At 59.1% G+C, this 20,398-nt stretch carries 20 protein-coding genes; 15 read left to right on the plus strand and 5 right to left on the minus strand.

Features of this window, described 5'->3' with window-relative positions:
- Positions 1–145: 145 nt before the first annotated feature.
- Positions 146–1,048 carry a Kdo hydroxylase family protein gene (locus tag ACSOSI_RS16260; RefSeq protein ID WP_476705790.1) on the plus strand — a complete coding sequence of 301 codons (903 nt, stop codon included), beginning with the start codon at positions 146–148 and terminating at the stop codon, positions 1,046–1,048.
- A gap of 36 nt (positions 1,049–1,084) precedes the next feature.
- On the opposite strand, the gene paaZ is transcribed toward ACSOSI_RS16260, so the two are convergent.
- Complete coding sequence (gene paaZ / locus ACSOSI_RS16265; protein ID WP_476705791.1) at positions 1,085–3,157, minus strand: phenylacetic acid degradation bifunctional protein PaaZ; 2,073 nt, start codon at positions 3,155–3,157, stop codon at positions 1,085–1,087.
- A 318-nt stretch (positions 3,158–3,475) separates the two neighbouring features.
- Here paaZ and paaA point away from each other — a divergent pair, with 318 nt between their 5' ends.
- The 14 genes from paaA to pdxR all read left to right on the plus strand — a co-directional run bounded on the left by paaA (position 3,476) and on the right by pdxR (position 16,313).
- The gene (paaA, locus tag ACSOSI_RS16270) at positions 3,476–4,414 is read left to right on the plus strand and encodes a 1,2-phenylacetyl-CoA epoxidase subunit PaaA (RefSeq protein ID WP_012145793.1); all 939 of its coding nucleotides are present in this window, start codon (positions 3,476–3,478) and stop codon (positions 4,412–4,414) included.
- Between the two features lie 10 nt (positions 4,415–4,424).
- On the plus strand, positions 4,425–4,712 hold the full coding sequence (gene paaB, locus ACSOSI_RS16275) for a 1,2-phenylacetyl-CoA epoxidase subunit PaaB (RefSeq protein WP_017893307.1): 288 nt from the start codon (positions 4,425–4,427) through the stop codon (positions 4,710–4,712).
- A gap of 8 nt (positions 4,713–4,720) precedes the next feature.
- Positions 4,721–5,482, plus strand: a complete 762-nt coding sequence (gene paaC / locus ACSOSI_RS16280; RefSeq protein ID WP_261434254.1) for a 1,2-phenylacetyl-CoA epoxidase subunit PaaC — start codon at positions 4,721–4,723, stop codon at positions 5,480–5,482.
- Positions 5,483–5,491: 9 nt separating this feature from the next.
- Entirely contained in the window at positions 5,492–5,989 is a 498-nt protein-coding gene (gene paaD, locus ACSOSI_RS16285; protein WP_017893309.1) for a 1,2-phenylacetyl-CoA epoxidase subunit PaaD, read from the plus strand.
- Positions 5,990–5,997: 8 nt separating this feature from the next.
- On the plus strand, positions 5,998–7,056 hold the full coding sequence (gene paaE / locus ACSOSI_RS16290) for a 1,2-phenylacetyl-CoA epoxidase subunit PaaE (protein WP_261278147.1): 1,059 nt from the start codon (positions 5,998–6,000) through the stop codon (positions 7,054–7,056).
- 9 nt (positions 7,057–7,065) lie between these two features.
- Positions 7,066–7,839: a 2,3-dehydroadipyl-CoA hydratase PaaF gene (gene paaF / locus ACSOSI_RS16295; RefSeq protein ID WP_261128432.1), complete on the plus strand. Its 774-nt coding sequence runs from the start codon at positions 7,066–7,068 to the stop codon at positions 7,837–7,839.
- Positions 7,840–7,842: 3 nt separating this feature from the next.
- Entirely contained in the window at positions 7,843–8,634 is a 792-nt protein-coding gene (gene paaG, locus ACSOSI_RS16300) for a 2-(1,2-epoxy-1,2-dihydrophenyl)acetyl-CoA isomerase PaaG (protein ID WP_476705792.1), read from the plus strand.
- A 2-nt stretch (positions 8,635–8,636) separates the two neighbouring features.
- Positions 8,637–10,157, plus strand: coding sequence for a 3-hydroxyacyl-CoA dehydrogenase (locus tag ACSOSI_RS16305; protein ID WP_476705793.1), 1,521 nt, complete (start codon positions 8,637–8,639; stop codon positions 10,155–10,157).
- Positions 10,154–10,594, plus strand: a complete 441-nt coding sequence (paaI, locus tag ACSOSI_RS16310) for a hydroxyphenylacetyl-CoA thioesterase PaaI (protein WP_329906748.1) — start codon at positions 10,154–10,156, stop codon at positions 10,592–10,594. Before ACSOSI_RS16305 ends, paaI begins: the two co-directional genes overlap by 4 nt.
- Complete coding sequence (gene pcaF, locus ACSOSI_RS16315; protein WP_476705794.1) at positions 10,591–11,796, plus strand: 3-oxoadipyl-CoA thiolase; 1,206 nt, start codon at positions 10,591–10,593, stop codon at positions 11,794–11,796. Before paaI ends, pcaF begins: the two co-directional genes overlap by 4 nt.
- 17 nt (positions 11,797–11,813) lie before the next feature.
- The gene (gene paaK / locus ACSOSI_RS16320) at positions 11,814–13,121 is read left to right on the plus strand and encodes a phenylacetate--CoA ligase PaaK (RefSeq protein WP_017893315.1); all 1,308 of its coding nucleotides are present in this window, start codon (positions 11,814–11,816) and stop codon (positions 13,119–13,121) included.
- A gap of 78 nt (positions 13,122–13,199) precedes the next feature.
- Positions 13,200–14,138 carry a phenylacetic acid degradation operon negative regulatory protein PaaX gene (gene paaX / locus ACSOSI_RS16325; protein WP_012145804.1) on the plus strand — a complete coding sequence of 313 codons (939 nt, stop codon included), beginning with the start codon at positions 13,200–13,202 and terminating at the stop codon, positions 14,136–14,138.
- A gap of 12 nt (positions 14,139–14,150) precedes the next feature.
- A complete protein-coding gene (paaY, locus tag ACSOSI_RS16330; RefSeq protein ID WP_012145805.1) occupies positions 14,151–14,747 on the plus strand; it encodes a phenylacetic acid degradation protein PaaY in 597 nt (198 codons plus the stop codon).
- An 81-nt stretch (positions 14,748–14,828) separates the two neighbouring features.
- Positions 14,829–16,313 carry a MocR-like pyridoxine biosynthesis transcription factor PdxR gene (gene pdxR, locus ACSOSI_RS16335; protein ID WP_476705795.1) on the plus strand — a complete coding sequence of 495 codons (1,485 nt, stop codon included), beginning with the start codon at positions 14,829–14,831 and terminating at the stop codon, positions 16,311–16,313.
- 53 nt (positions 16,314–16,366) lie between these two features.
- Here pdxR and ACSOSI_RS16340 read toward each other — a convergent pair whose 3' ends face one another.
- The 4 genes from ACSOSI_RS16340 to ACSOSI_RS16355 form a co-directional block, all read right to left on the minus strand.
- Positions 16,367–17,269: a DMT family transporter gene (locus ACSOSI_RS16340; RefSeq protein ID WP_476705796.1), complete on the minus strand. Its 903-nt coding sequence runs from the start codon at positions 17,267–17,269 to the stop codon at positions 16,367–16,369.
- A gap of 94 nt (positions 17,270–17,363) precedes the next feature.
- A complete protein-coding gene (locus ACSOSI_RS16345) occupies positions 17,364–18,764 on the minus strand; it encodes an amino acid permease (protein ID WP_012145807.1) in 1,401 nt (466 codons plus the stop codon).
- Between the two features lie 16 nt (positions 18,765–18,780).
- Positions 18,781–19,968, minus strand: coding sequence for an amino acid aminotransferase (locus ACSOSI_RS16350; protein WP_476705797.1), 1,188 nt, complete (start codon positions 19,966–19,968; stop codon positions 18,781–18,783).
- 58 nt (positions 19,969–20,026) lie between these two features.
- Complete coding sequence (locus ACSOSI_RS16355) at positions 20,027–20,398, minus strand: RidA family protein (RefSeq protein ID WP_261136928.1); 372 nt, start codon at positions 20,396–20,398, stop codon at positions 20,027–20,029.

Consider the following 20,398-nt stretch of genomic DNA (forward strand, 5'->3'; position numbering starts at 1 on the left):
TTTACTGTTTGGTACATTTTAATAATGCTACGATCATTCCATCCAGCTTATTAATATAAATTATTCCAATTCAAAACTCATTCCTGCTGGTTATAAATCTATTTTAAATAAAAATTAAAAAATTACCCCGTTGCAAGGAGATATTATGCGTACGGATAACATTACGCCGGAACAGGCGTTGATGACGGTGCCACAGCGGCAGTGGGACAGTGCTGCCACCCCTCTTTCCCTCCTGGCCGTCAAAGCACTGGAACAAGGTAAAATTCTGTTTTTGCCCGAGCTGGCGTTTCCATTATTAAACGATGAAATAACACTATTGGATCCCGCGCTGGTGGATATAAAACGTAAAAACATCAGCTATTGGCCGGAAAGCCAAAAATTATCTGGCGTAGCAATAGCGGCGCAACAGCCGCAGGTACAGGCACTGCTGGAACGTTATTACCTGGCTTGCCGACAACTGGTCATCGGGCTACTGCCGCACTATCAGCAGACCTTGCATTCGCCGGTTAACAGCCTGCGCCTGCACCCGGTTTCGGCCTGGCGTGCGAGCAGTTCATGGCGTAAGGACGACAGCCGTTTGCACGTTGACGCCTTCCCGTCACGCCCCAATCAGGGTGAGCGCATCCTGCGTATTTTTACCAACATCAATCCGCACGGCGAGCATCGCCAATGGCGCGTCGGTGAGCCCTTCCCCCAATTGGCACGACGTTTTATACCGCGCCTTCCGCGCTATTCGCCCTTGAGCAGTTGGCTGCAGCATAAGGTCGGCATCACCAAACGCCGCCGCAGCCATTACGACCACCTGATGCTGCACCTGCACGATGCAATGAAAGCCGACCAAAACTACCAGCAGCAAGGCCCACAGCTGGCACTCGACCTGCCGCCGGGCAGCAGTTGGATCTGTTTTTCCGATCAGACGCCGCATGCAGCGATGGTCGGTCAGTTTATGTTGGAACAAACCTTCCTGCTGCCGGTCAGTGCGATGAAAAATCCACGGCAGTCACCGCTAAAAATGTTGGAAACGCTGCTGCGCAAACCCTTGATTTAATCCGCTGTAAGCAGCAGGGTTTCCCCTGCTGCGTCTTTAGCTTACCGCCTCAAAATCCCCTTGCTGGCGTGCTACCAGCGTCAGAATGCTATACAACGCCACCGCCTGCTGATGTTGATTGAGCACCTGCACATCCCACACCACCACGCCATGCGGACGATCTTCAGCGGTTTTCTGCGGCTTGCGGATTTTCTTCTTGCAGGTCAGCCGTACCTGGATGGTATCGCCAATTTTCACCGGCTCGATAAAACGCAGGTTTTCCATGCCGTAGTTGGCAATCACCGGCCCCACCCCAGGGTCGACAAACAAACCAGCAGCGGCAGATACCACAAAGTAGCCATGCGCTACCCGCTCGCCAAACAGGGATTCGGCGGCACCGATCTTGTCCATATGAGCATAAAAATGGTCACCACTGAGGCAGGCAAAATTAACGATGTCGGCTTCGGTCACCGTACGGCGTGCGGTGAGCAGGCTTTCGCCCAGCCGCAGTTGTTCAAAGTATTTACGGAACGGATGAACCGGATCCTCAATCACCGTTGCCCCGCGTACCCACTCGCGGCCAATCGCCGCCAACATTGCCGGGCTGCCCTGGATCGCCGTGCGTTGCATATAGTGTTTTACCGCCCGTAACCCGCCCAGTTCCTCACCGCCTCCCGCTCGCCCTGGCCCGCCGTGCACCAGCATCGGTAACGGAGAACCGTGGCCGGTGGACTCCAGCGCCGCCTGTTGATCCAAAATCAGCATGCGACCATGGGCGCAGGCCGTCGCGCGGATAAAGCGCGCTGCCAGTGTTTCATCGGCGGTCACCAGCGATCCCGCCAGGCTGCCCTGGCCCATTAACGCCAGTTCAATCGCCTGTTCGGTGTGCTGATAAGGCATCAACGTCGCCACCGGGCCAAAGGCTTCGGTACCGTGCACCGCCTGATGGGTAAAGGGATCGGCGCAGTACAACAGGGTGGCCGGGTAAAATGCGCCGTTACTCGCATCTTCGCCCATCACCGTCAGTTTATCCGCCACGGCACCGCACAAGGGTTCACAGCCGTTATGCAGCAGAAAATCGACCTTTTGCTGTACGTCATTGCGCTGTTCGTGGCTGACCAGCGCCCCCATGCGCACCTGCTCCAGTTTAGGGTCGCCCACCGTAACGCCGGCCAGGCGCTGCAACAGCGCCTGCTGCACCTCTGCCACCCGCTTCGCTGGCACGATAATCCGCCGGATGGCGGTACATTTCTGCCCGGCCTTGGCGGTCATCTCGCGGCACACTTCTTTGATAAACAGCGCAAACTCCGGCATCTGCGGCGTGACGTCTTCCCCCAGCACGCAGCAGTTGAGCGAATCGGCCTCCATGGTGAAGGCAATGGATTTTTCCAGCAGGCGCGGATGGGCCCGCAGCCGCTGACCGGTCTGCGCCGAGCCGGTAAAGGTCACCGCATCCTGATAATCGAGGTATTCAAACATGTCACCGATACCGCCACACACCAGTTGCAGCGCGCCCTCCGGCACCAAACCGCTGTCGATAATCAATTTGACCATTGCCTGCGTCAACTGCGCGGTGGCGGTTGCCGGTTTGATGATCGCCGGCATCCCCGCCAGCCAGGTCGGTGCCAGCTTTTCCAGCATCCCCCAGCAGGGGAAGTTAAAGGCATTGATATGCAGAGCCACGCCAGGGCGTGAGGTCAGCACATGGCGGGCGGCAAACTGCGCCTGTTTGGACAGCGGGATCAGTTCGTCTTCCGGCCACAGGGTATCGTCCGGCATTTCACGGCCTGCCAGACCGGCATAGGCAAACAGCGTGGCTATACCGCCCTCAATGTCCACCCAGCCGTCACTGCGAGTCGCTCCGGTTTGGTAGGAAATGTCATACAGTGCTTCTTTATGAGCCAACAGGTGTTTGGCCACCGCTTTCATCATCTGTGCGCGCTGTTGGAAGGTCATCTGCGCCAGCGCCTTGCCACCCCGGCTGCGCGCATACGCCAGGCTGGCGGCCAGCGGCAGCCCGTCGGAACAAACCTGATACAGCGGTTCGCCGGTAACGGCATGATGGATTTCGCGGGCGGTGCCCTGGCCGAACACCCAGCCGCCAGAAAGGTAACTGTGTAACTGCTGCATTTGTTCCTCCGGAATTCATAAATTTACACAACAATGATTAATTACGTATCAGGTATTGTCCAGTTTTCTCTTGGGCGAAATTTAACAAAAACAAAACATCACCACCATTAAGCTCAAAAAACAGGCTGTTTCTCGTTGCCGTCAATTTTAAAATAACCATAAATAACAATAAAATAGTAAAAACACCTGTGAGTGACATCGCAAAACCACATAAATGTCGTTTGATCTTTTTGTTATCAGTTTGTAGCCTTATGGTTAGTTAACGTGATTCACATTTTTATATTTAATGTGAAAAATACGAATCACCAAGAGGCAAGCATGACAACTGACGCGCAATATCAGCAACACTTCGACGACAAGATTGCGGCGGATATCTCCATTGAGGCCAAAGACTGGATGCCGGATGCCTACCGCCAAAACCTGATCCGTCAGATTGGTCAGCATGCCCATTCCGAAGTGGTGGGCATGTTGCCGGAGGCCAACTGGCTGACGCGAGCACCGACGCTGCGCCGCAAGGCGGTGTTACTGGCCAAGGTGCAAGACGAAGCCGGACACGGTCTGTATCTGTACAGCGCCGCCGAAACCCTGGGCTGCTCGCGCCAGGACATCTACCAGAAAATGCTCGACGGCAAGATGAAATACTCTTCGATCTTCAATTATCCGACGCTCAACTGGGCAGATATCGGGGTGATCGGCTGGCTGGTCGACGGCGCGGCTATCGTCAACCAGGTGGCGCTGTGCCGCGCTTCTTATGGCCCTTACGCCCGAGCGATGGTGAAAATTTGCAAGGAAGAGAGTTTCCACCAGCGCCAGGGGTATGAGGCGGTGATGGCGATGGCCAAGGGTAGCGAACAGCAAAAAGCCATGCTGCAGGACGCGATTAATCGCTTCTGGTGGCCGGTGCTGATGATGTTCGGCCCAAGCGACACAGATTCACCCCACAGCGCACAAAGCATGGCCTGGAAGATCAAGCGTCACAGCAACGACGAGCTGCGGCAGAAGTTTGTCGACAATACCGTGCCGCAGCTGGAAGCCCTGGGGATGAGTGCCCCGGATGCCGATTTGGCCTGGGATGAAGCCAGCGGCCACTATCGCTTTGGCGAAATCGACTGGAGTGAACTGCACGAGGTGATTAAAGGCCGCGGGCAATGCAACCACGAACGGCTGCAGGCCAAACGCCGCGCCTGGGACGAAGGTGCCTGGGTGCGTGAAGGCGCCCTGGCCCACGCGGCCAAAAACACCTCAACCGCCGCATAAGGAACCGATGATGACACACGTTGAATGGCCGCTGTATGAAGTGTTTATCCGCAGCAAACAAGGGCTGGCGCACCGTCACGTCGGCAGTCTGCACGCCGCCGATGACCAGATGGCGCTGGAAAACGCTCGCGACGCCTATACCCGCCGCAACGAAGGTTGCTCAATCTGGGTGGTGCAGTCCAGCCATCTGATCGCCTCGCAGCCGGAAGATCGTGAAGCCTTCTTCGATCCGTCCGATGACAAGATTTACCGTCACCCGACGTTCTACACCATTCCCGACGGCATCAAGAACATGTAGGGGCGACCATGACCTTTAATAACGATCCACTCATCACTTATGTTCTGCGTCAGGGCGATACGCCACTGATCCTCGCCCAACGGCTGTGCGGCTGGTGCGGCCACGCGCCGGAGCTGGAGATCGACCTGGCGCTGGCGAACATCGGCCTGGACCTGCTCGGTCAGGCACGCAACTTTCTCGGCTACGCCGCCGAGCTGGCCGGGCCGCAATACAGTGAAGATCGCCTGGCCTTCGGCCGTGACGAACGCGAGTTTCACAACCTGCTGCTGGCGGAACAGCCCAACGGCGGTTTCAACGACACCCTGGTGCGCCAGTTCCTGATTGATGTCTACCATGTGCAACTGCATCAGGCATTGAGCAGCAGCAGCGATGCACAGTTGGCTGCCATCGCCGCCAAGTCACTGAAAGAAGCCCATTACCACCTGCGCTTCAGCCGTGGCTGGATGATCCGCCTGGGTGACGGCAGCCCGCTCAGCCGGCAAAAAATTCAGCAGTCACTGGATAACCTGTGGCGCTTTACCGCCGAACTGTTCCACGCCGACGAGCTGGAGCTGCAGCTGGCGGAACAGGGCATCGCCGCCGATCCGCGCCAGCTCGAGGCGCCGTGGCTGGCAGGGGTGAGCGACACCTTGCAACAGGCCGGCCTGCAGTTACCGAGCGAACAGGCCTTCCGTCACGGTGGCAAACAGGGACGGCACAGCGAGCACCTCGGCCCGTTATTGGCGGAGATGCAGTTTCTGCAACGCGCCTATCCCAACGCGAACTGGTAGGAGGCCGTCATGAACATTACCCGGCTGCAAGCCGCCGAAATCCCGCAAATCTGGCACTGCCTGCAACAGATCAGCGATCCGGAGCTGCCGGTGCTGTCGATTACCGATCTGGGCATGGTGCGCGACGTAGTAGCCGACGGCTGCGGCTGGCGCATTACCTTCACGCCGACCTATTCCGGCTGCCCCGCCACCGAGTTCCTGCTCGAAGCGATCGAACAGCAGTTGACTGCGGCCGGTTTCAGCCCGGTAAAAGTGGATATCCGCCTTAGTCCGGCCTGGACTACCGACTGGATGAATGCGGCTGCGCGTGAGCGGCTGCGGGAATATGGCGTCGCGCCGCCACAGGGCCATACCTGCGACAAACCCCAGGCGCACGGCCCGGTGCCCTGCCCGCGTTGCGGCAGCACCCACAGCGAGAAAATCAGCGAATTCGGCTCCACCGCCTGTAAGGCGCTGTACCGCTGTTGCGATTGCCGTGAACCCTTCGACTACTTCAAATGCATTTAGGAAAAACCATGACGGTCTTCCATCGCCTGAACGTCGCCGCCATCGAGCGCGAAACGCCGGACGCCGTAGCCATCACTCTGCGGGTACCCGAAGAACTGAAAAGTCACTATTGCTATACGCCCGGCCAGCACCTGACGTTGAAGGCGCTGGTCGACGGCGAAGAGCTGCGCCGCTGCTACTCCATTTGCAGCTCGCCGCAGGAAGGTTTGCTGCAAATCGGCGTTAAAGCCATTCATCAGGGCCGCTTCTCCTCGTTCGTTAACCGGCAGCTGTTGGTCGGCGACGCACTGGAAGTGATGGTGCCGCAAGGGCGATTCGGCTATCAACCACGGGCGGAGAACAGCGGTAACTATCTGGCGATTGCGGCCGGTTCCGGCATTACGCCGATGCTGTCGATCATCAAGGCCACGCTGCAACTTGAGCCAAACAGCAGTTTCACGCTGATTTACGGCAACCGCAGCAGCCGCTCGGTGATGTTCAAAGAAGCACTGTCCGATCTGAAGAACCGCTATCCCCAGCGCTTTCAACCGCTGTACCTGTTCAGCCAGGAAAATCTTGATAGCCCACTGCTCAGCGGCCGCATCGACCGTGAGCACCTGCTGGCGATCGGCGGTGCATTACTCAATTACCGCGACTATGACCACGCCTTTATCTGCGGGCCTGAGAGCATGATGGACGACGCCCAGAGCGTACTTGAACAGGCTGGCATGCCCGCCGGACACATTCACAGCGAACGTTTTAACACCAGCGGCATGGTTGCCCGGCCGGTCAATGACGCCAACCGCAACGCCACCCGGGTCGAAATTTTGCTCGATGGCCGTCGGCTGGATATCGAAGTAGGCGCCCAGGATGACAGCATTCTGGATGCGGCGCTGCGTCAGGGTGCTGACCTGCCCTACGCCTGCAAAGGCGGGGTGTGCGCTACCTGCAAGTGCCGGTTAAAGGCCGGTCAGGTGGATATGGCGGTTAACTACAGCCTGGAGCCGGATCAACTGGCGGCGGGTTACGTATTGAGTTGTCAGTCGTGGCCGCGTGGCGACGGTGTGATATTGGACTTTGACGTATAGGAGCCGCCGATGGAAACCCCTTTTGTCCTGCGACAGCAACACCAGCGAGTGGTGACACTGACACTGCATCGCCCAGAGGCGCGCAACGCCCTGAGCACCCCGTGCCTGGAACAATTGGTTTATTGGCTGGAACTGGCCGACGCCGATGCCACCGTTGGCGCAGTGGTGATTACCGGCGCGCCCCGCTTCTTTGCCGCCGGTGCCGACCTGCACGAGCTGCAAAAGCAAGACTTGCCCGCCACGTTGACGGATCGCCGTCCGCTGTTGTGGCAGCGCCTGGCCCAATTCAACAAACCATTGCTGGCGGCGGTCAACGGCTATGCGCTGGGTGCCGGTTGTGAATTGGCATTGGCCTGCGACATCGTTATCTGCGGCGAAAGCGCCCGTTTTGGCCTGCCGGAAATCACCCTCGGCCTGATGCCCGGCGCCGGGGGCACCCAACGTTTGATCCGCTGCGTCGGCAAGTCTCGCGCCAGTCAGATGGTGCTGACCGGTGAAGCGATCAACGCCAGTTGCGCACTGCAAAGTGGCCTGGTCAGTGAAGTCTGTGTCGATGCGCTGACGCTGGAGCGCACGCAACAGGTTGCCGAACGCATCAGCCTGCAGGCGCCGCTGGCATTACGCGCCGCCAAGCAGGCATTGAAACAGGCTGAAGAAACCGGCCTTAGCCAGGGGCTGGCCATCGAGCGCCAGCAGTTTGTCACCCTGGCCGCCACCGACGATCGCCGTGAAGGCATCGCCGCCTTCTTCGAAAAACGTACGCCAAACTATCAGGGGCGCTGATTTATGGATAACGCATTGATTCTCACCCATCTGGAAGCCGGGGTGTTGACCCTGACTCTTAACCGGCCCGATCGGCTCAACAGTTTTAACGACGAGATGCACCGCCAGCTTAGCGAAGCGCTGACTCTCGCCGAGCGCGACGAAACCGTGCGCTGCCTGCTGATCACCGGTGCCGGGCGCGGTTTTTGCGCCGGACAGGATCTGAACGATCGCAACGTTAGCGTTGAGCAACAGGCGCCGGATCTCGGCCTGTCGGTGGAACGTTTCTACAACCCGCTGATCCGCCGCCTGACCGCCTTGCCCAAACCGGTGGTATGCGCCGTCAACGGCGTGGCCGCGGGGGCCGGAGCCGCTTTGGCGCTGGCTTGCGACATCGTCATTACCGCCGATAACGCCAACTTTATCCAGTCCTTCTGCCGTCTGGGTCTGGTACCGGACTCTGGCGGCAGTTGGTTCCTGCCACGCCTGGCAGGCCACGCCCGCGCCATGGGGATGGCGCTGCTGGGTGACAAAGTCAGCGCACAGCAAGCGCTGGCCTGGGGCATGATCTGGCAGGTGGTTGCCGCGGATGAACTGGCCGCCACCAGCCAAACGCTGGCGCAACACCTGGCTACTCAGCCAACCTATGGGCTGGGACTGATTAAAAAAGCCCTCTACAGTTCGGCCAACAACAGCCTTGACCAACAGTTGGATCTGGAACGCGATCTTCAGCGTCTGGGCGGTCGCAGCGACGACTACCGCGAGGGCGTCAGCGCCTTCTTCGCCAAACGCGCGCCAAATTTCAGCGGGAAATAACCATGGACCAGCCGAACTTAAACCTCAGGGTGGCGGTGATTGGTGCCGGTACCATGGGTATCGGTATCGCTCAGGTGGCCGCCGCCGCCGGGCATCAGGTGCAGTTGTTTGATATTGCCGCCTCTGCTGCCCGGCAGGCACTCGGCGCTCTCGCCCAACGGCTGCGTCAGCGTGTTGCGGCCGGCAAGGCCGATGCCACCACCACCGAAGCCCTGCTGGCGCGCATTCAGCCGGCAGAATCGCTTAACTCGCTGGCCGACAGCGGTCTGGTGATAGAAGCGGTGGCGGAAAAGCTGGCAATCAAACAAAGCCTGTTCCGTGAGCTGGAAGCGCTGTGCTCACCCGCCACGCTGTTTGCCAGCAACACCTCCTCGCTGTCGATTACCGCCATCGCCGGTGCGCTGCAACATCCACAGCGTCTGGCCGGGCTGCACTTCTTCAACCCGGCACCGCTGATGAAGCTGGTGGAGATCGTCAGCGGGCTGGACACCAGCGCCGAAACCGTCGCCACACTGCAAAGACTAACCCGGCAATGGGGCAAACAAAGCGTGCTGTGCCGCTCCACGCCGGGGTTCATCGTTAACCGGGTGGCGCGGCCGTTTTATGCCGAGGCCCTGCGCGCGCTGGAAGAACAGGTCGCTGACGCCGCCACGCTGGATGCGGTGATACGCGACGCGGGTGGCTTCGCCATGGGGCCACTGCAACTGACCGACATGATTGGTCAGGATATCAATTACGCCGTGACCGAATCGGTGTTTCAGGCTTTCTTCCAGGATCCCCGGTTTACCCCGTCGCTGGTACAGCAGGAACTGGTGGCGGCCGGGCGTCTTGGCCGCAAAAGTGGCCGTGGTTTTTATCGCTATGGCGATCATCAGCCGCCGGTCGCTGCCGTTCTGCCTGCCTCTACGGCAGCATTGCCGCGCAGCATCACGCTGCATGGCGATGCCGCCGGTATCGCGCTACTGAGCAAATTACTGAGCGGAAATGCGCAGTCGATCAAACAATCTGGCCAGACCAGCGCCTACGCCCGGATCGATGAAGTTACACTTATGTTAACCAATGGTAAAACAGCCAGCCAGGTGGCCGATGAAACCGCAACTCCCGTGGTGCTGTTTGATCTGTCTGCCGACTACTCGCAGGCCACCACCGTCGCTATCAGCTGCGCGGCGCAAAACGATGACCGGCACAACGCCACCATCGTGCGTCTGCTGCAATCTCTCGGCAAGAAGGTGATCGCTTTGCCGGACTATCCCGGCCTGCTGGTGATGCGCACCCTCGCCATGTTGGCCAATGAGGCGCTTGACGTGGTCAACAAGGGCGTCGCCAGTGCCGAGGATACCGACCACGCCATGCGCTACGGCGTCAATTACCCACGCGGCCCGCTGGAATGGGGGACGGCTCTGGGTTGGCGACACATCCTGACCACGCTGGAAAACCTGCAACTCTACTATGGTGAGCCACGTTATCGCCCGATGCCGCTGCTGCGTCATTACGCATCCCTATCTTCAGGAGCCCAACCATGAACGCCAATACGCCACAGGCACTGGCGCAACGCTGCGCCGAACAGATGTTTCAACAGGATACCTGTGCCCAGGCGATGGGGATGCGGGTGGATGCGGTTGATGCCGGTTTCGCCCGGGTCAGCATGACCGTCGGTCCGCAGATGCTCAACGGCCACCAGACCTGCCACGGCGGCCAACTGTTCAGCCTGGCGGACACCGCCTTCGCCTATGCCTGCAACAGTCAGGGGCTGGCGGCAGTGGCCTCTGGCTGCAATATCGAGTTTATCCGCCCGGCTCTGGCCGGCGATCGCCTGACTGCCAGCGCCGAGGTACGCCATCAGGGTAAAACCACCGGGCTGTATGACGTCGAAATCATCAACCAACTGGGCAAGACCGTCGCCTGGTTCCGCGGGCGGGCGCATCGCCTCGGCCATGCCATTTTAGGGGAACAACCATGAGTCAGGCGTTTATCTGCGATGGCGTTCGCACGCCGATTGGCCGCTACGGTGGCGCATTGGCCAACGTGCGTGCCGATGATTTGGCCGCGCTGCCGCTGCGTGCCCTGTTAGCTCGCCACCCACAGGTGGACTGGTCATTGATCGATGACGTGATCCTCGGCTGCGCCAATCAGGCCGGGGAAGACAACCGCAATCTGGCCCGGATGGCAGTATTGCTGGCTGGCCTGCCGGTGAACGTTTCCGGCACTACCGTCAATCGCCTGTGCGGTTCGGGGTTGGACGCGCTGGCCATGGCGGCTCGCAGCATCAAGGCCGGTGAAGCCGGGCTGGTGCTGGCCGGCGGCGCAGAATCAATGACCCGCGCCCCGCTGGTGATGGGCAAAGCCGACAGCGCTTTCAGCCGTCAGGCGCAACTGTATGACACCACTCTGGGCTGGCGCTTTATCAATCCGCTGATGCAGGCGCAGTTCGGCACCGACTCGATGCCGGAAACCGCTGAAAACGTGGCGGCGCAGTTCAACATCAGCCGCGCCGATCAGGACGCCTTCGCGCTGCGCAGCCAGCAACGCGCCGCCCGGGCGCAAGAATCAGGTTTACTGGCGCAGGAGATAGTGCCGGTCAGCCTCAGCGGTAAAAAAGGCGCGGTGACGTTGTTCAGCCAGGACGAACACCCGCGCGCAGACACCCGGCTGGAACAATTGCAGGCGCTGAAAACGCCGTTCCGCCAACCCGGTACCGTGACCGCCGGTAACGCCTCCGGCTTAAACGACGGCGCAGCGGCGCTGATTGTTGCCTCCGAGGCAATCGCCGTCAGTCAGGGCCTCACCCCGCGGGCGCGTATCGTCGCCACCGCCACCTGCGGCGTCGAACCCGGCTTGATGGGGATCGGTCCACTGCCGGCCACCCGCAAGGTACTGGAGTTAGCCGGGCTAAGCCTGGCGCAAATGGACGTGATCGAACTGAATGAGGCCTTTGCCGCCCAGGCGTTGGCGGTACTGCGCCAGCTTGGCCTGCCGGACGACGCGCCGCAGGTGAATCCCAACGGTGGCGCTATTGCCCTTGGCCACCCGCTGGGGATGAGCGGTGCACGCCTGGCGCTGACCGCCTTGTTTGAACTGGAACGGCGTTCCGGCCGCTACGCGCTTTGCACCATGTGCATCGGCGTCGGCCAAGGCATCGCCATGATCATTGAGCGAGTTTGACCCCGAGGCTAATAATGATGACTACCAATCCACCGCCACTCGACGCCATTGAGTTCGCCTCGCGTGATGAAATTGAAGCGCTGCAGCTGGAGCGTCTGAAATGGACGCTGCACCACGCCTATAACAATGTGCCAATGTATAAACGCAAGTTCGATCAGGCGGGCGTGCATCCGGACGATCTTAAGCAGTTGAGCGATCTGGCGCGTTTCCCCTACACCACCAAACAGGATTTACGCGACAACTACCCGTTCGATACCTTCGCGGTACCAATGGAACAGGTGGTGCGTATTCACGCCTCGTCGGGCACTACCGGCCGGCCGACGGTGGTCGGCTACACCCAGCGGGATATCGATAACTGGGCCGATATCGTCGCCCGCAGCCTGCGCGCCGCCGGTGCCACGGCCAAAGACAAGGTGCATGTAGCCTACGGCTATGGCCTGTTTACCGGCGGGCTGGGCGCCCACTACGGCGCGGAGCGGCTGGGAGCCACGGTGATCCCGATGTCCGGTGGGCAGACAGAGCGGCAGGCGCAGTTGATCCTGGATTTCAAACCCGACGTGATCATGGTAACGCCATCCTACTGTTTAACGCTGATCGATGAACTGGAACGCAAAATGGGCGGCGATGCGCGTGGCTGTTCATTACGTCTCGGGGTGTTTGGCGCAGAGCCGTGGACCGAAGCGCTGCGGCACGAAATTGAAAGCCGCATGGGCATCAAGGCGCTGGATATCTATGGCCTGTCCGAAGTGATGGGGCCGGGGGTGGCGATGGAGTGCGCCGAAAGCGGCGGTGGCCCGACTATCTGGGAAGATCACTTCCTGCCGGAGATCATCTGCCCGGAAACCGGCATTGCCCTGCCGGATGGGGAGCACGGCGAACTGGTGTTTACCACCCTAACCAAAGAGGCGCTGCCGGTGATCCGCTACCGCACCCGCGATCTCACCCGCCTGCTGCCGGGCGATGCACGCCAGATGCGCCGGATGGGAAAAATCACCGGTCGCTCCGACGACATGCTGATCATCCGTGGCGTCAATGTGTTCCCGTCGCAGGTGGAAGAACAAATTATGCAGTTCGAACAGCTGTCGCCGCATTATCAGCTGCAGGTCAGCCGCAGTGGGCACCTCGATACTCTGGCGGTACGCGTTGAATTGAAGGAGGCCGCACTCAGCCTCAGCCATCAGCAGCGCTGTGAGATTTGCCACCAGCTGCGTCACCATATCAAATCGATTATTGGCGTCAGCACCGACGTCAGCATTGCCAACTGCGGCGATATCCCGCGTTCGGAAGGCAAAGCCCAGCGGGTGGTCGACCTGCGCCCCCGTTGATTCCATTGGCGTCACGGATGACGCCTCAAGAATTTGTGGTAATGTTGTGTCTCACCGTCGGCTAACCCATGGAAAAATATGGAACATAAACTGGATGAGTTTATCCGCCATGCTATAGACGCCCAGCCGATCAGCGGCACTTCACTGATTATCTCCCTGTACGGCGATGCGCTGAGTCATCGCGGTGGAGAAGTGTGGCTCGGCAGCCTGAGCGCACTGCTGGAAGCGCTGGGTTTCGGAGACCGCTTTGTGCGCACCTCGGTATTTCGCCTGCAAAAAGAAGGCTGGCTGGAGGTTGAAAAAATCGGTCGTCGCAGCTTCTATCGGGTGACCGAACAGGGTATGCGCCAGTTCCGCCACGCCGAGTCGAAAATCTACCTCAGCGAGCCACCGGCCTGGGACGGAAAATGGGATCTGTTGTTGCTGGAAAGCGCGGAGAAAAGCGAGCGGGCACGGCTGAAAAAAGAGCTGGGCTGGCTGGGTTTTGGTCAAATCGCCAATAACCTGATGGCGGCACCGACCCATGCGCAAACCGACGTCACCGCGCTGCTCGGCGAGCTTAACGCCAGCGAACAAGCGATCTATTTTCGTGCCGATTACCCCTATAACCGCTCCGAGCATACTCTGCAGCAGCTGGTGGCCAACTGTTGGGCGCTGGGCGAGGTCGCCGCCGATTATCATGAGTTTATCGTCTCTTTCCGCCCGCTAATGGCGTTGCTGCGCGAAACCGACGATGCCCTGCTGACGCCCCAGCGCTGTTTCCAGATTAAGCTATTATTGATCCACTTCTTCCGCCGCGTGGTGCTTAAAGATCCGCTGTTGCCGGACGCCTTGTTGCCCGCCCAGTGGGAGGGGCAGATCGCCCGCAACCTGTGTATCAATATTTATCAGCGGGTGGACCGCGCCGCGACCGAGTATGTCAGCGCGCTGGCGGAAACCACTATCGGCACCCTGCCCGCTCCGGCGGCCGGCTATTACCGGCGCTTTGGCGGCCTGCCGCGCGATCCTTCATTTTAAGGAGCTTTTGCTATGCCCGTGTATCAGATTGATGGCCTGACGCCAGTGGTAGACCCCAGCAGCTATGTGCACCCGACGGCGGTATTGATTGGCGATGTGATCGTCGGCAAACAGGTGTATATCGGCCCCAATGCCAGCCTGCGCGGCGACTTTGGCCGCCTGGTAATCGGCGACGGTGCCAATATTCAGGACAACTGCGTGATGCACGGCTTTCCGCAGCAGGACACCGTGGTCGAACAGGACGGGCACATCGGCCACGGCGCAATCCTGCACGGCTGCCGTATCCGCCGTAACGCCATGGTCGGCATGAATGCGGTGATTATGGACGGCGCGGAGATCGGTGAAAACACCATCGTCGGTGCCATGGCGTTCGTTAAGGCCGCCGCGGTGATTGAAGCCAACAAGCTGGTGGTCGGTAGTCCGGCACGGGTATTGCGTGACCTGACCGAACAGGAACTGGCGTGGAAAGTGGCCGGCACGCGCGAATATCATGATTTGGTGCTGCGCTGTAAATCTTCACTGCAAGAAGTCGCCCCACTGAGCGAAATCGAACCGGGCCGTCAGCGCTTAAGTTTTGGCGATCACCTGATCCCAAAAAATCAGCTTTAAGCATCACGACATACGCTATTTCGTTAAAAAGTGGTTTACAGTGAATACCCTGTTTAACTCTTTTTATCTGGACCGGGATCGATGCCAAGAACGGCCAAAACGGTTGAAGTCCCCGCCATCGGCGAGCTTGATCGCCAGGCGGGGCAGCTTAGCCTGCAGCTTGCTCAGGCATTGCGTGCCGCCATCAACAGAGGCGAACTTAAACCTGGCGATCTGCTGCCCTCCACCCGCGTGCTGGCAGGCGCATTGCAGTTGGCCAGAGGCACGGTGCTGGCGGCCTTCGAACAGCTGACCGCCGAGGGTTTTCTCGAAGCGCAGCCCGGTTCGGGCACCCGCGTCGCCCTGTCACTTCACCGCCAGCCCCCGGCACCAGTCAGCCCGGCGGATATTTGTGACATCCCCCTTTCCAGCCAGGCGCAGGCATTAGCGCAGTTTGCCGGTCAGTTACGGCCGCTGCCGCCGATCCCCTTCACCGTCTCGGTGCCTATCAATGATACCGCGCCCGATGACGTCTGGCGTCGTCTCGGCAACCGCATCCGCGCCCGTGGGCCAGGCGCCCCCGCCGGTTATGGTGACCCTTTGGGGGCACTGCCGTTGCGCAAGGCGGTCTGTGAATACGTCCGCAAATCCCGTTCGGTGCTCTGTACGCCGGAACAGGTGATTATCACTTCCGGCACCCAACAAGGGTTGTATCTGGCGACGCAAATTCTGTTGGACGCCGGAGACACCGCCTGGGTGGAGGATCCGGCCTATCACGGTATTACCGCCATCTTTAACCACCTGTTCCGCGACCGGCTGATGGCCAGAGTCCCGGTGGATGCCGAAGGAATAGACGTGGCAGCAGGCAGCCAAATCGCGCCGCAGGCCAAAGCCGTTTTTGTCACCCCCTCTCACCAATACCCGCTGTGCATGCCTATGAGCATGACGCGTCGGCTCGAGCTGCTGGCCTGGGCCAAACGGCAACGGGCCTGGGTTGTCGAGGATGATTACGACAGTGAAATGCGCTATTCAGGCCATCCGTTTCCTTCATTGCAGGGTTTGGATCCGGCCCGGGTTATCTACCTTGGTACCTTCAGCAAGATCCTTTTTCCTTCATTGCGGCTGGGTTACGCCATAGTGCCCAGGCCACTGGTGGATGCCTTCTGCGGCGCGCGCGTGCTGATGGACCGCCACCCGCCCAGCGCCGATCAACACGTGCTGGCAGCCTTTATGGCGCAGGGGCATCTGGATCGTCATATCCGCCGCATGCGCGGCGTGTATGCGGAAAAACGGCGGGTATTAACCGAAGCCATCAATGCCCATGTTTCTGTCGAGCTGGCGACGCTGCACCCCAGCTGCCAGGGCATGCATCTGGTGTTGTGGTTGAAGGCGGGGCTGGACGACCAACGGGTCGCTCGCCGTGCTGCCGAGGCTGGAGTGGCAGTCAGCGCACTTTCGCCGATGTATGCCATCGGCAGCGGGAAAAGCGGCTTGATCCTCGGACTGGGCGGCTACGATGAGTTGCAAATCCATCGCGCCGCCCAACGGCTGAATCAGGTGCTGGTGGCCCTGGCTAACACCGGCTAATCCCCTCTCCCCCGGGAGAGGGGCGCTCACTTAGGCAATATCGTATGCCCGATTCAGCGCGAAAACCGCTTCGCGCCGTACACGCAAACCAATACCCCGGCCATGACCGCAATCATCGAAGGCTGGATGCTTTCATGCAGCACCCATGCGGCCAGCGCCAGACCAAAGAACGGCTGCAGCAGTTGCAACTGCCCCACGGCGGCAATGCCGCCCAGCGCCAAACCGCGATACCAGAAGATAAAACCAATCCACATGCTGAACAGCGAAATATAGCCCAGAGAAAGCCACGCACCGACGCTGACCTGCGGCCAACTCACTGGTGCGGCCCAAACGGCAACCCCTGCCGTCAGCGGCAAGGCCACCACCAGCGCCCAGGAGATCACCTGCCAGCCACCAAGCCTGCGCGTCAGCATCGCGCCTTCTGCGTAGCCCAGCCCACAGAGCAATACCGCAGCCACCATCAGCAAGTCACCGACCCAGGAAGCGCCCGCCCCCTGGCTTAGCGCAAAGGCCCCCACCAACAGGCTACCCAACACCGAGAACAGCCAGAAAGCGGTTTTCGGGCGTTCTCCCCCGCGCAGTACGCCAAAACAGGCGGTCGCCAGCGGCAATAGCCCGATATACACCAGCGCATGCGCCGAGGTGGTGTGCTGCAAGGCCAATGCCGTCAGCAACGGGAAACCGATCACTACCCCAGCAGCAACCATCACCAGCGGCACAAAGTCCTGACGCTGCGGCCAACGTTGACGCATGACCCCCAGCGCGCTCAGCGCCAATATGGCTGCCAGCACCGCCCGTAACGCGGTCAGGAAAAGGGGATCAAACTCTTGCACCGCCAGGCGGGTGGCGGGCAAAGAACCGCTAAAAATCAACATCCCCAGAAAGCCACTAACCCAGCCCTGGGCCGAATTATCGCTTCGGCCGACAATCTGAATTTTTTCTGTCTCACTGCTCATGGCAACACCACTCGACACCTGCGAAAGATCCCTTATTCTCCGGTTAAAGTGGTTTATTGCCAGAGCCAGATAACGACATTATCAGCAAACCACTTTACTCTAACTCCGGCGTTTCCATCGCGGTGGGCAGCGGCTGATGGCGGCTATAGAAGAAATAGATCGCCACCAGCAGCAGAGTGAACGGGATGCCGAACCACAGCGTCATCTTGAAAAACTCGGTGAACGCCGTCGAGATCAACAGTGCGGTCATCAAACCGGCACCGGCCAGCGTGGTGTAGGGGAAGCCCCACATGCGAAATTTCAGGTGAGTTTGGCGATGCTGGCGACGGAAAAACAGGTGAGTGACAAAAATCATCAGCCAGGTAAAGCAAGCGCCGTACACCGAAATAGACATCATGGCGGCAAAGGATTTCTCCGGATAAACCAGGCTCAGCACGATCGACACCACAATGCCAATGCACGACATCGCCAGCGCGTTCACCGGAATGCCGCGTTTGCTGACCCGGCCCAGCGCAGCCGGTGCCTGACCGGCACGCGACAGTGAGAACATCATGCGGGTGGTGATATACAACTGGCTGTTCATCGCCGACAGCGCGGCCACCAGCACGATAAAGTTGAAGATACCGGCGGCGGCAGGCAGGTGGATCACGTTCATCGCCATCAGGAACGGGCTTTCACCGGTGCCGGACTGCCGCCAGGGAACGATCGCCAACATCAGCGCAATCGACAGCATATAGAAAATAAACAGCCGCAAGATGGTACCCTTGAAGGCGGTTTTCACCGCGATCACCGGGTTTTTGGCTTCACCGGCGGCTACTGCGATCATCTCAATGCTCAGGTAGCTGAAAATCGACACGATCACCGCAAACCACATGCCCTTGACGCCAAACGGGAAGAAACCGCCATTGGCGGTAAAGTTGTGAATACCGTAGGCCGGGTTAGCGGAAAACACCAAAATGCCGATGCCAATGGCGATAAAGGCCGCGATGGCCACCACCTTGATGGTCGACAGCGCATACTCCACCTGGCCGAAGGACTTGACGCCAATCACATTGATGACGATGACTGCCGCAGAAAACAGCAGCACCCAAGGCCAAATCGGCGTGGTCGGGAACCAGAACTGCATATACATACCGATGGCGGTAACCTCGGTGCCCACCGCCAACACTACGCAGGACCAGTAGGAATAACGCACCAGAAAACCGAACAGCGGACTGATGTAAAACTCGGCGTAGTCACCAAAAGAACCCGGCGTCGGGTGTTCAGAGGTCATTTCCGCCAGGCAGCCCATCAGCAACAACGCCACCACGCCGCCGATAAAATAGCTCAACAGGACGCTGGGGCCGGCCATCTGAATGGCATAGGCACTACCAAGAAACAGCCCGGTGCCGATCGCCCCACCTATCGCCAGCATGGTCATCTGCCCGGCGGTGAGCTGTTTCTTCAACCCGCCCTGCCGCCGCGCAATTTCTTCAAAACCTTTCATCTGTTTCATGGCGGTCCTACCTTATTCACACAGTACGGGTGACATCCAGGATGGCGGCAGTCACGTAGTCGACATTGTTTTGATTCAGGCCGGGCAAACACATGCGGCCGGGCGCCACCAGATAGATGGCGTAATCTTGCCGTAGCCGCTCGAGCTGCTGCGGGTTCAGCCCGGTGTAACTGAACATGCCTTTCTGGTCGCGAATGCGCCGGTAGTCCAACGGCGAACCGCCCTGCTCCAGCCCGTTAGCCAGGGTTTGACGCATCTGTTTGATACGTTGACGCATGCCGGCCAGTTCGCTTTCCCACTGCTGGCGCAAGTTGGCATCCGCCAACAGCGTTTCCACAATCTGGCTGCCGTGAGTCGGCGGGCAGGAATAGCTGCGGCGGATCAAGGTTTTCAACGCGCCCTTGACGTTGTTCGCACTCTCCGAACTGGCGCAGCGGACCGAAAGCCCCCCCAGCCGCTGGCCATACAGCGCGACGTTTTTCGAAAACGAATTGGCGACCAAAAATTCCAGGTCGGTTTTCAATGCCTCACGCAGCGCGAAACAATCCTCGTCCAGACCGTCGCCAAAGCCCTGATAGGCAATATCGAACAACGGCAGCAGGCGGCGGCGCTGCACCACCTCAAGGGTGGCACGCCACTGCGCCGGGCTGAGATCGGTGCCGGTCGGGTTATGACAGCAAGGATGCAACAGCACCACGCTGCCTTCCGGCAGGCTGTCCAACGTATCGAGCATGGCGTCAAAACGCAGGCCGCCGCTGGCCTCATCGAAATACGGGTAGGTATGTACCTTCAGCCCGGCGCCCTCGAAGATCGCCCAATGGTTGGCCCAGGTAGGATCTGACACCCAGATATCATGGCGGGACAGGTAGTGATGGATAAAATCCGCCGCCAGCTTCAGAGCGCCTGAACCGCCAACGGTTTGCACCGTGCTAATCGACGCTGATGCCGCTTCGCCGAACAACAAGGTCTGCACCTGCTGGGCAAACAGCGCCGAGCCTTCTATCGGCGGATATCCATGCGGGCGACGCTGTTCGAGCAACTGCCGCTCGGCGGCCTCAACCGCTTGCATCAGCGGGATCCGCCCTTGCTGATCGTAATAAAGACCAATACCCAGATTAACTTTCTGCGTATTTTCATCCCGTAAATAAGCTTCCATCAACGACATAATAGGATCGGCCGCCGAACGGCCAATGTGATTAAACATAGCGATTCCTTAATTCATTATTTAATGAATTTGCAGGTGGGATTGTAGTTATCTATTTTCAGGCAGTAGCAGTGACGGTTATTTCTATTTTCATTCCCGGCACCACCAGCTTGTCAACAATTACCGTTGAACGATTAGGGTAAGGATAATTAAAATATTGCTTATATATTTCATCGAGTAATTTAACGTCGTTCACATCGGTGAGATAAACAATTACCTGCAGAACATTATCGCTGTGGCTATCTGCCGCCTTTAACGTCCGGGCCAAATTATCAAAGGTCAGGGTAATTTGTTTTTCCGGCTCACCGGTTTCAATGCTGCCGTCGGATCTCACCGGGCCATGGGCGGTGAACAGCATGCCGCCGCCTTTAGTCGCCCAGGAAAAGGGTTGGCCAATCTCCGGCAAGCCGGTATCGATAATGGTACGCAT

Source organism: Serratia sp. AR11, assembly GCF_056376275.1.

What these genes read in the sequence shown, in the direction of transcription:
- ACSOSI_RS16260 (WP_476705790.1), top strand. Translation starts at nt 146, where the DNA reads ATGCGTACGGATAACATTACGCCGGAACAGGCGTTGATGACGGTGCCA.
- paaZ (WP_476705791.1), bottom strand. Translation starts at nt 3,157, where the DNA reads ATGCAGCAGTTACACAGTTACCTTTCTGGCGGCTGGGTGTTCGGCCAG.
- paaA (WP_012145793.1), top strand. Translation starts at nt 3,476, where the DNA reads ATGACAACTGACGCGCAATATCAGCAACACTTCGACGACAAGATTGCG.
- paaB (WP_017893307.1), top strand. Translation starts at nt 4,425, where the DNA reads ATGACACACGTTGAATGGCCGCTGTATGAAGTGTTTATCCGCAGCAAA.
- paaC (WP_261434254.1), top strand. Translation starts at nt 4,721, where the DNA reads ATGACCTTTAATAACGATCCACTCATCACTTATGTTCTGCGTCAGGGC.
- paaD (WP_017893309.1), top strand. Translation starts at nt 5,492, where the DNA reads ATGAACATTACCCGGCTGCAAGCCGCCGAAATCCCGCAAATCTGGCAC.
- paaE (WP_261278147.1), top strand. Translation starts at nt 5,998, where the DNA reads ATGACGGTCTTCCATCGCCTGAACGTCGCCGCCATCGAGCGCGAAACG.
- paaF (WP_261128432.1), top strand. Translation starts at nt 7,066, where the DNA reads ATGGAAACCCCTTTTGTCCTGCGACAGCAACACCAGCGAGTGGTGACA.
- paaG (WP_476705792.1), top strand. Translation starts at nt 7,843, where the DNA reads ATGGATAACGCATTGATTCTCACCCATCTGGAAGCCGGGGTGTTGACC.
- ACSOSI_RS16305 (WP_476705793.1), top strand. Translation starts at nt 8,637, where the DNA reads ATGGACCAGCCGAACTTAAACCTCAGGGTGGCGGTGATTGGTGCCGGT.
- paaI (WP_329906748.1), top strand. Translation starts at nt 10,154, where the DNA reads ATGAACGCCAATACGCCACAGGCACTGGCGCAACGCTGCGCCGAACAG.
- pcaF (WP_476705794.1), top strand. Translation starts at nt 10,591, where the DNA reads ATGAGTCAGGCGTTTATCTGCGATGGCGTTCGCACGCCGATTGGCCGC.
- paaK (WP_017893315.1), top strand. Translation starts at nt 11,814, where the DNA reads ATGACTACCAATCCACCGCCACTCGACGCCATTGAGTTCGCCTCGCGT.
- paaX (WP_012145804.1), top strand. Translation starts at nt 13,200, where the DNA reads ATGGAACATAAACTGGATGAGTTTATCCGCCATGCTATAGACGCCCAG.
- paaY (WP_012145805.1), top strand. Translation starts at nt 14,151, where the DNA reads ATGCCCGTGTATCAGATTGATGGCCTGACGCCAGTGGTAGACCCCAGC.
- pdxR (WP_476705795.1), top strand. Translation starts at nt 14,829, where the DNA reads ATGCCAAGAACGGCCAAAACGGTTGAAGTCCCCGCCATCGGCGAGCTT.
- ACSOSI_RS16340 (WP_476705796.1), bottom strand. Translation starts at nt 17,269, where the DNA reads ATGAGCAGTGAGACAGAAAAAATTCAGATTGTCGGCCGAAGCGATAAT.
- ACSOSI_RS16345 (WP_012145807.1), bottom strand. Translation starts at nt 18,764, where the DNA reads ATGAAACAGATGAAAGGTTTTGAAGAAATTGCGCGGCGGCAGGGCGGG.
- ACSOSI_RS16350 (WP_476705797.1), bottom strand. Translation starts at nt 19,968, where the DNA reads ATGTTTAATCACATTGGCCGTTCGGCGGCCGATCCTATTATGTCGTTG.
- ACSOSI_RS16355 (WP_261136928.1), bottom strand. Translation starts at nt 20,398, where the DNA reads ATGCGTACCATTATCGATACCGGCTTGCCGGAGATTGGCCAACCCTTT.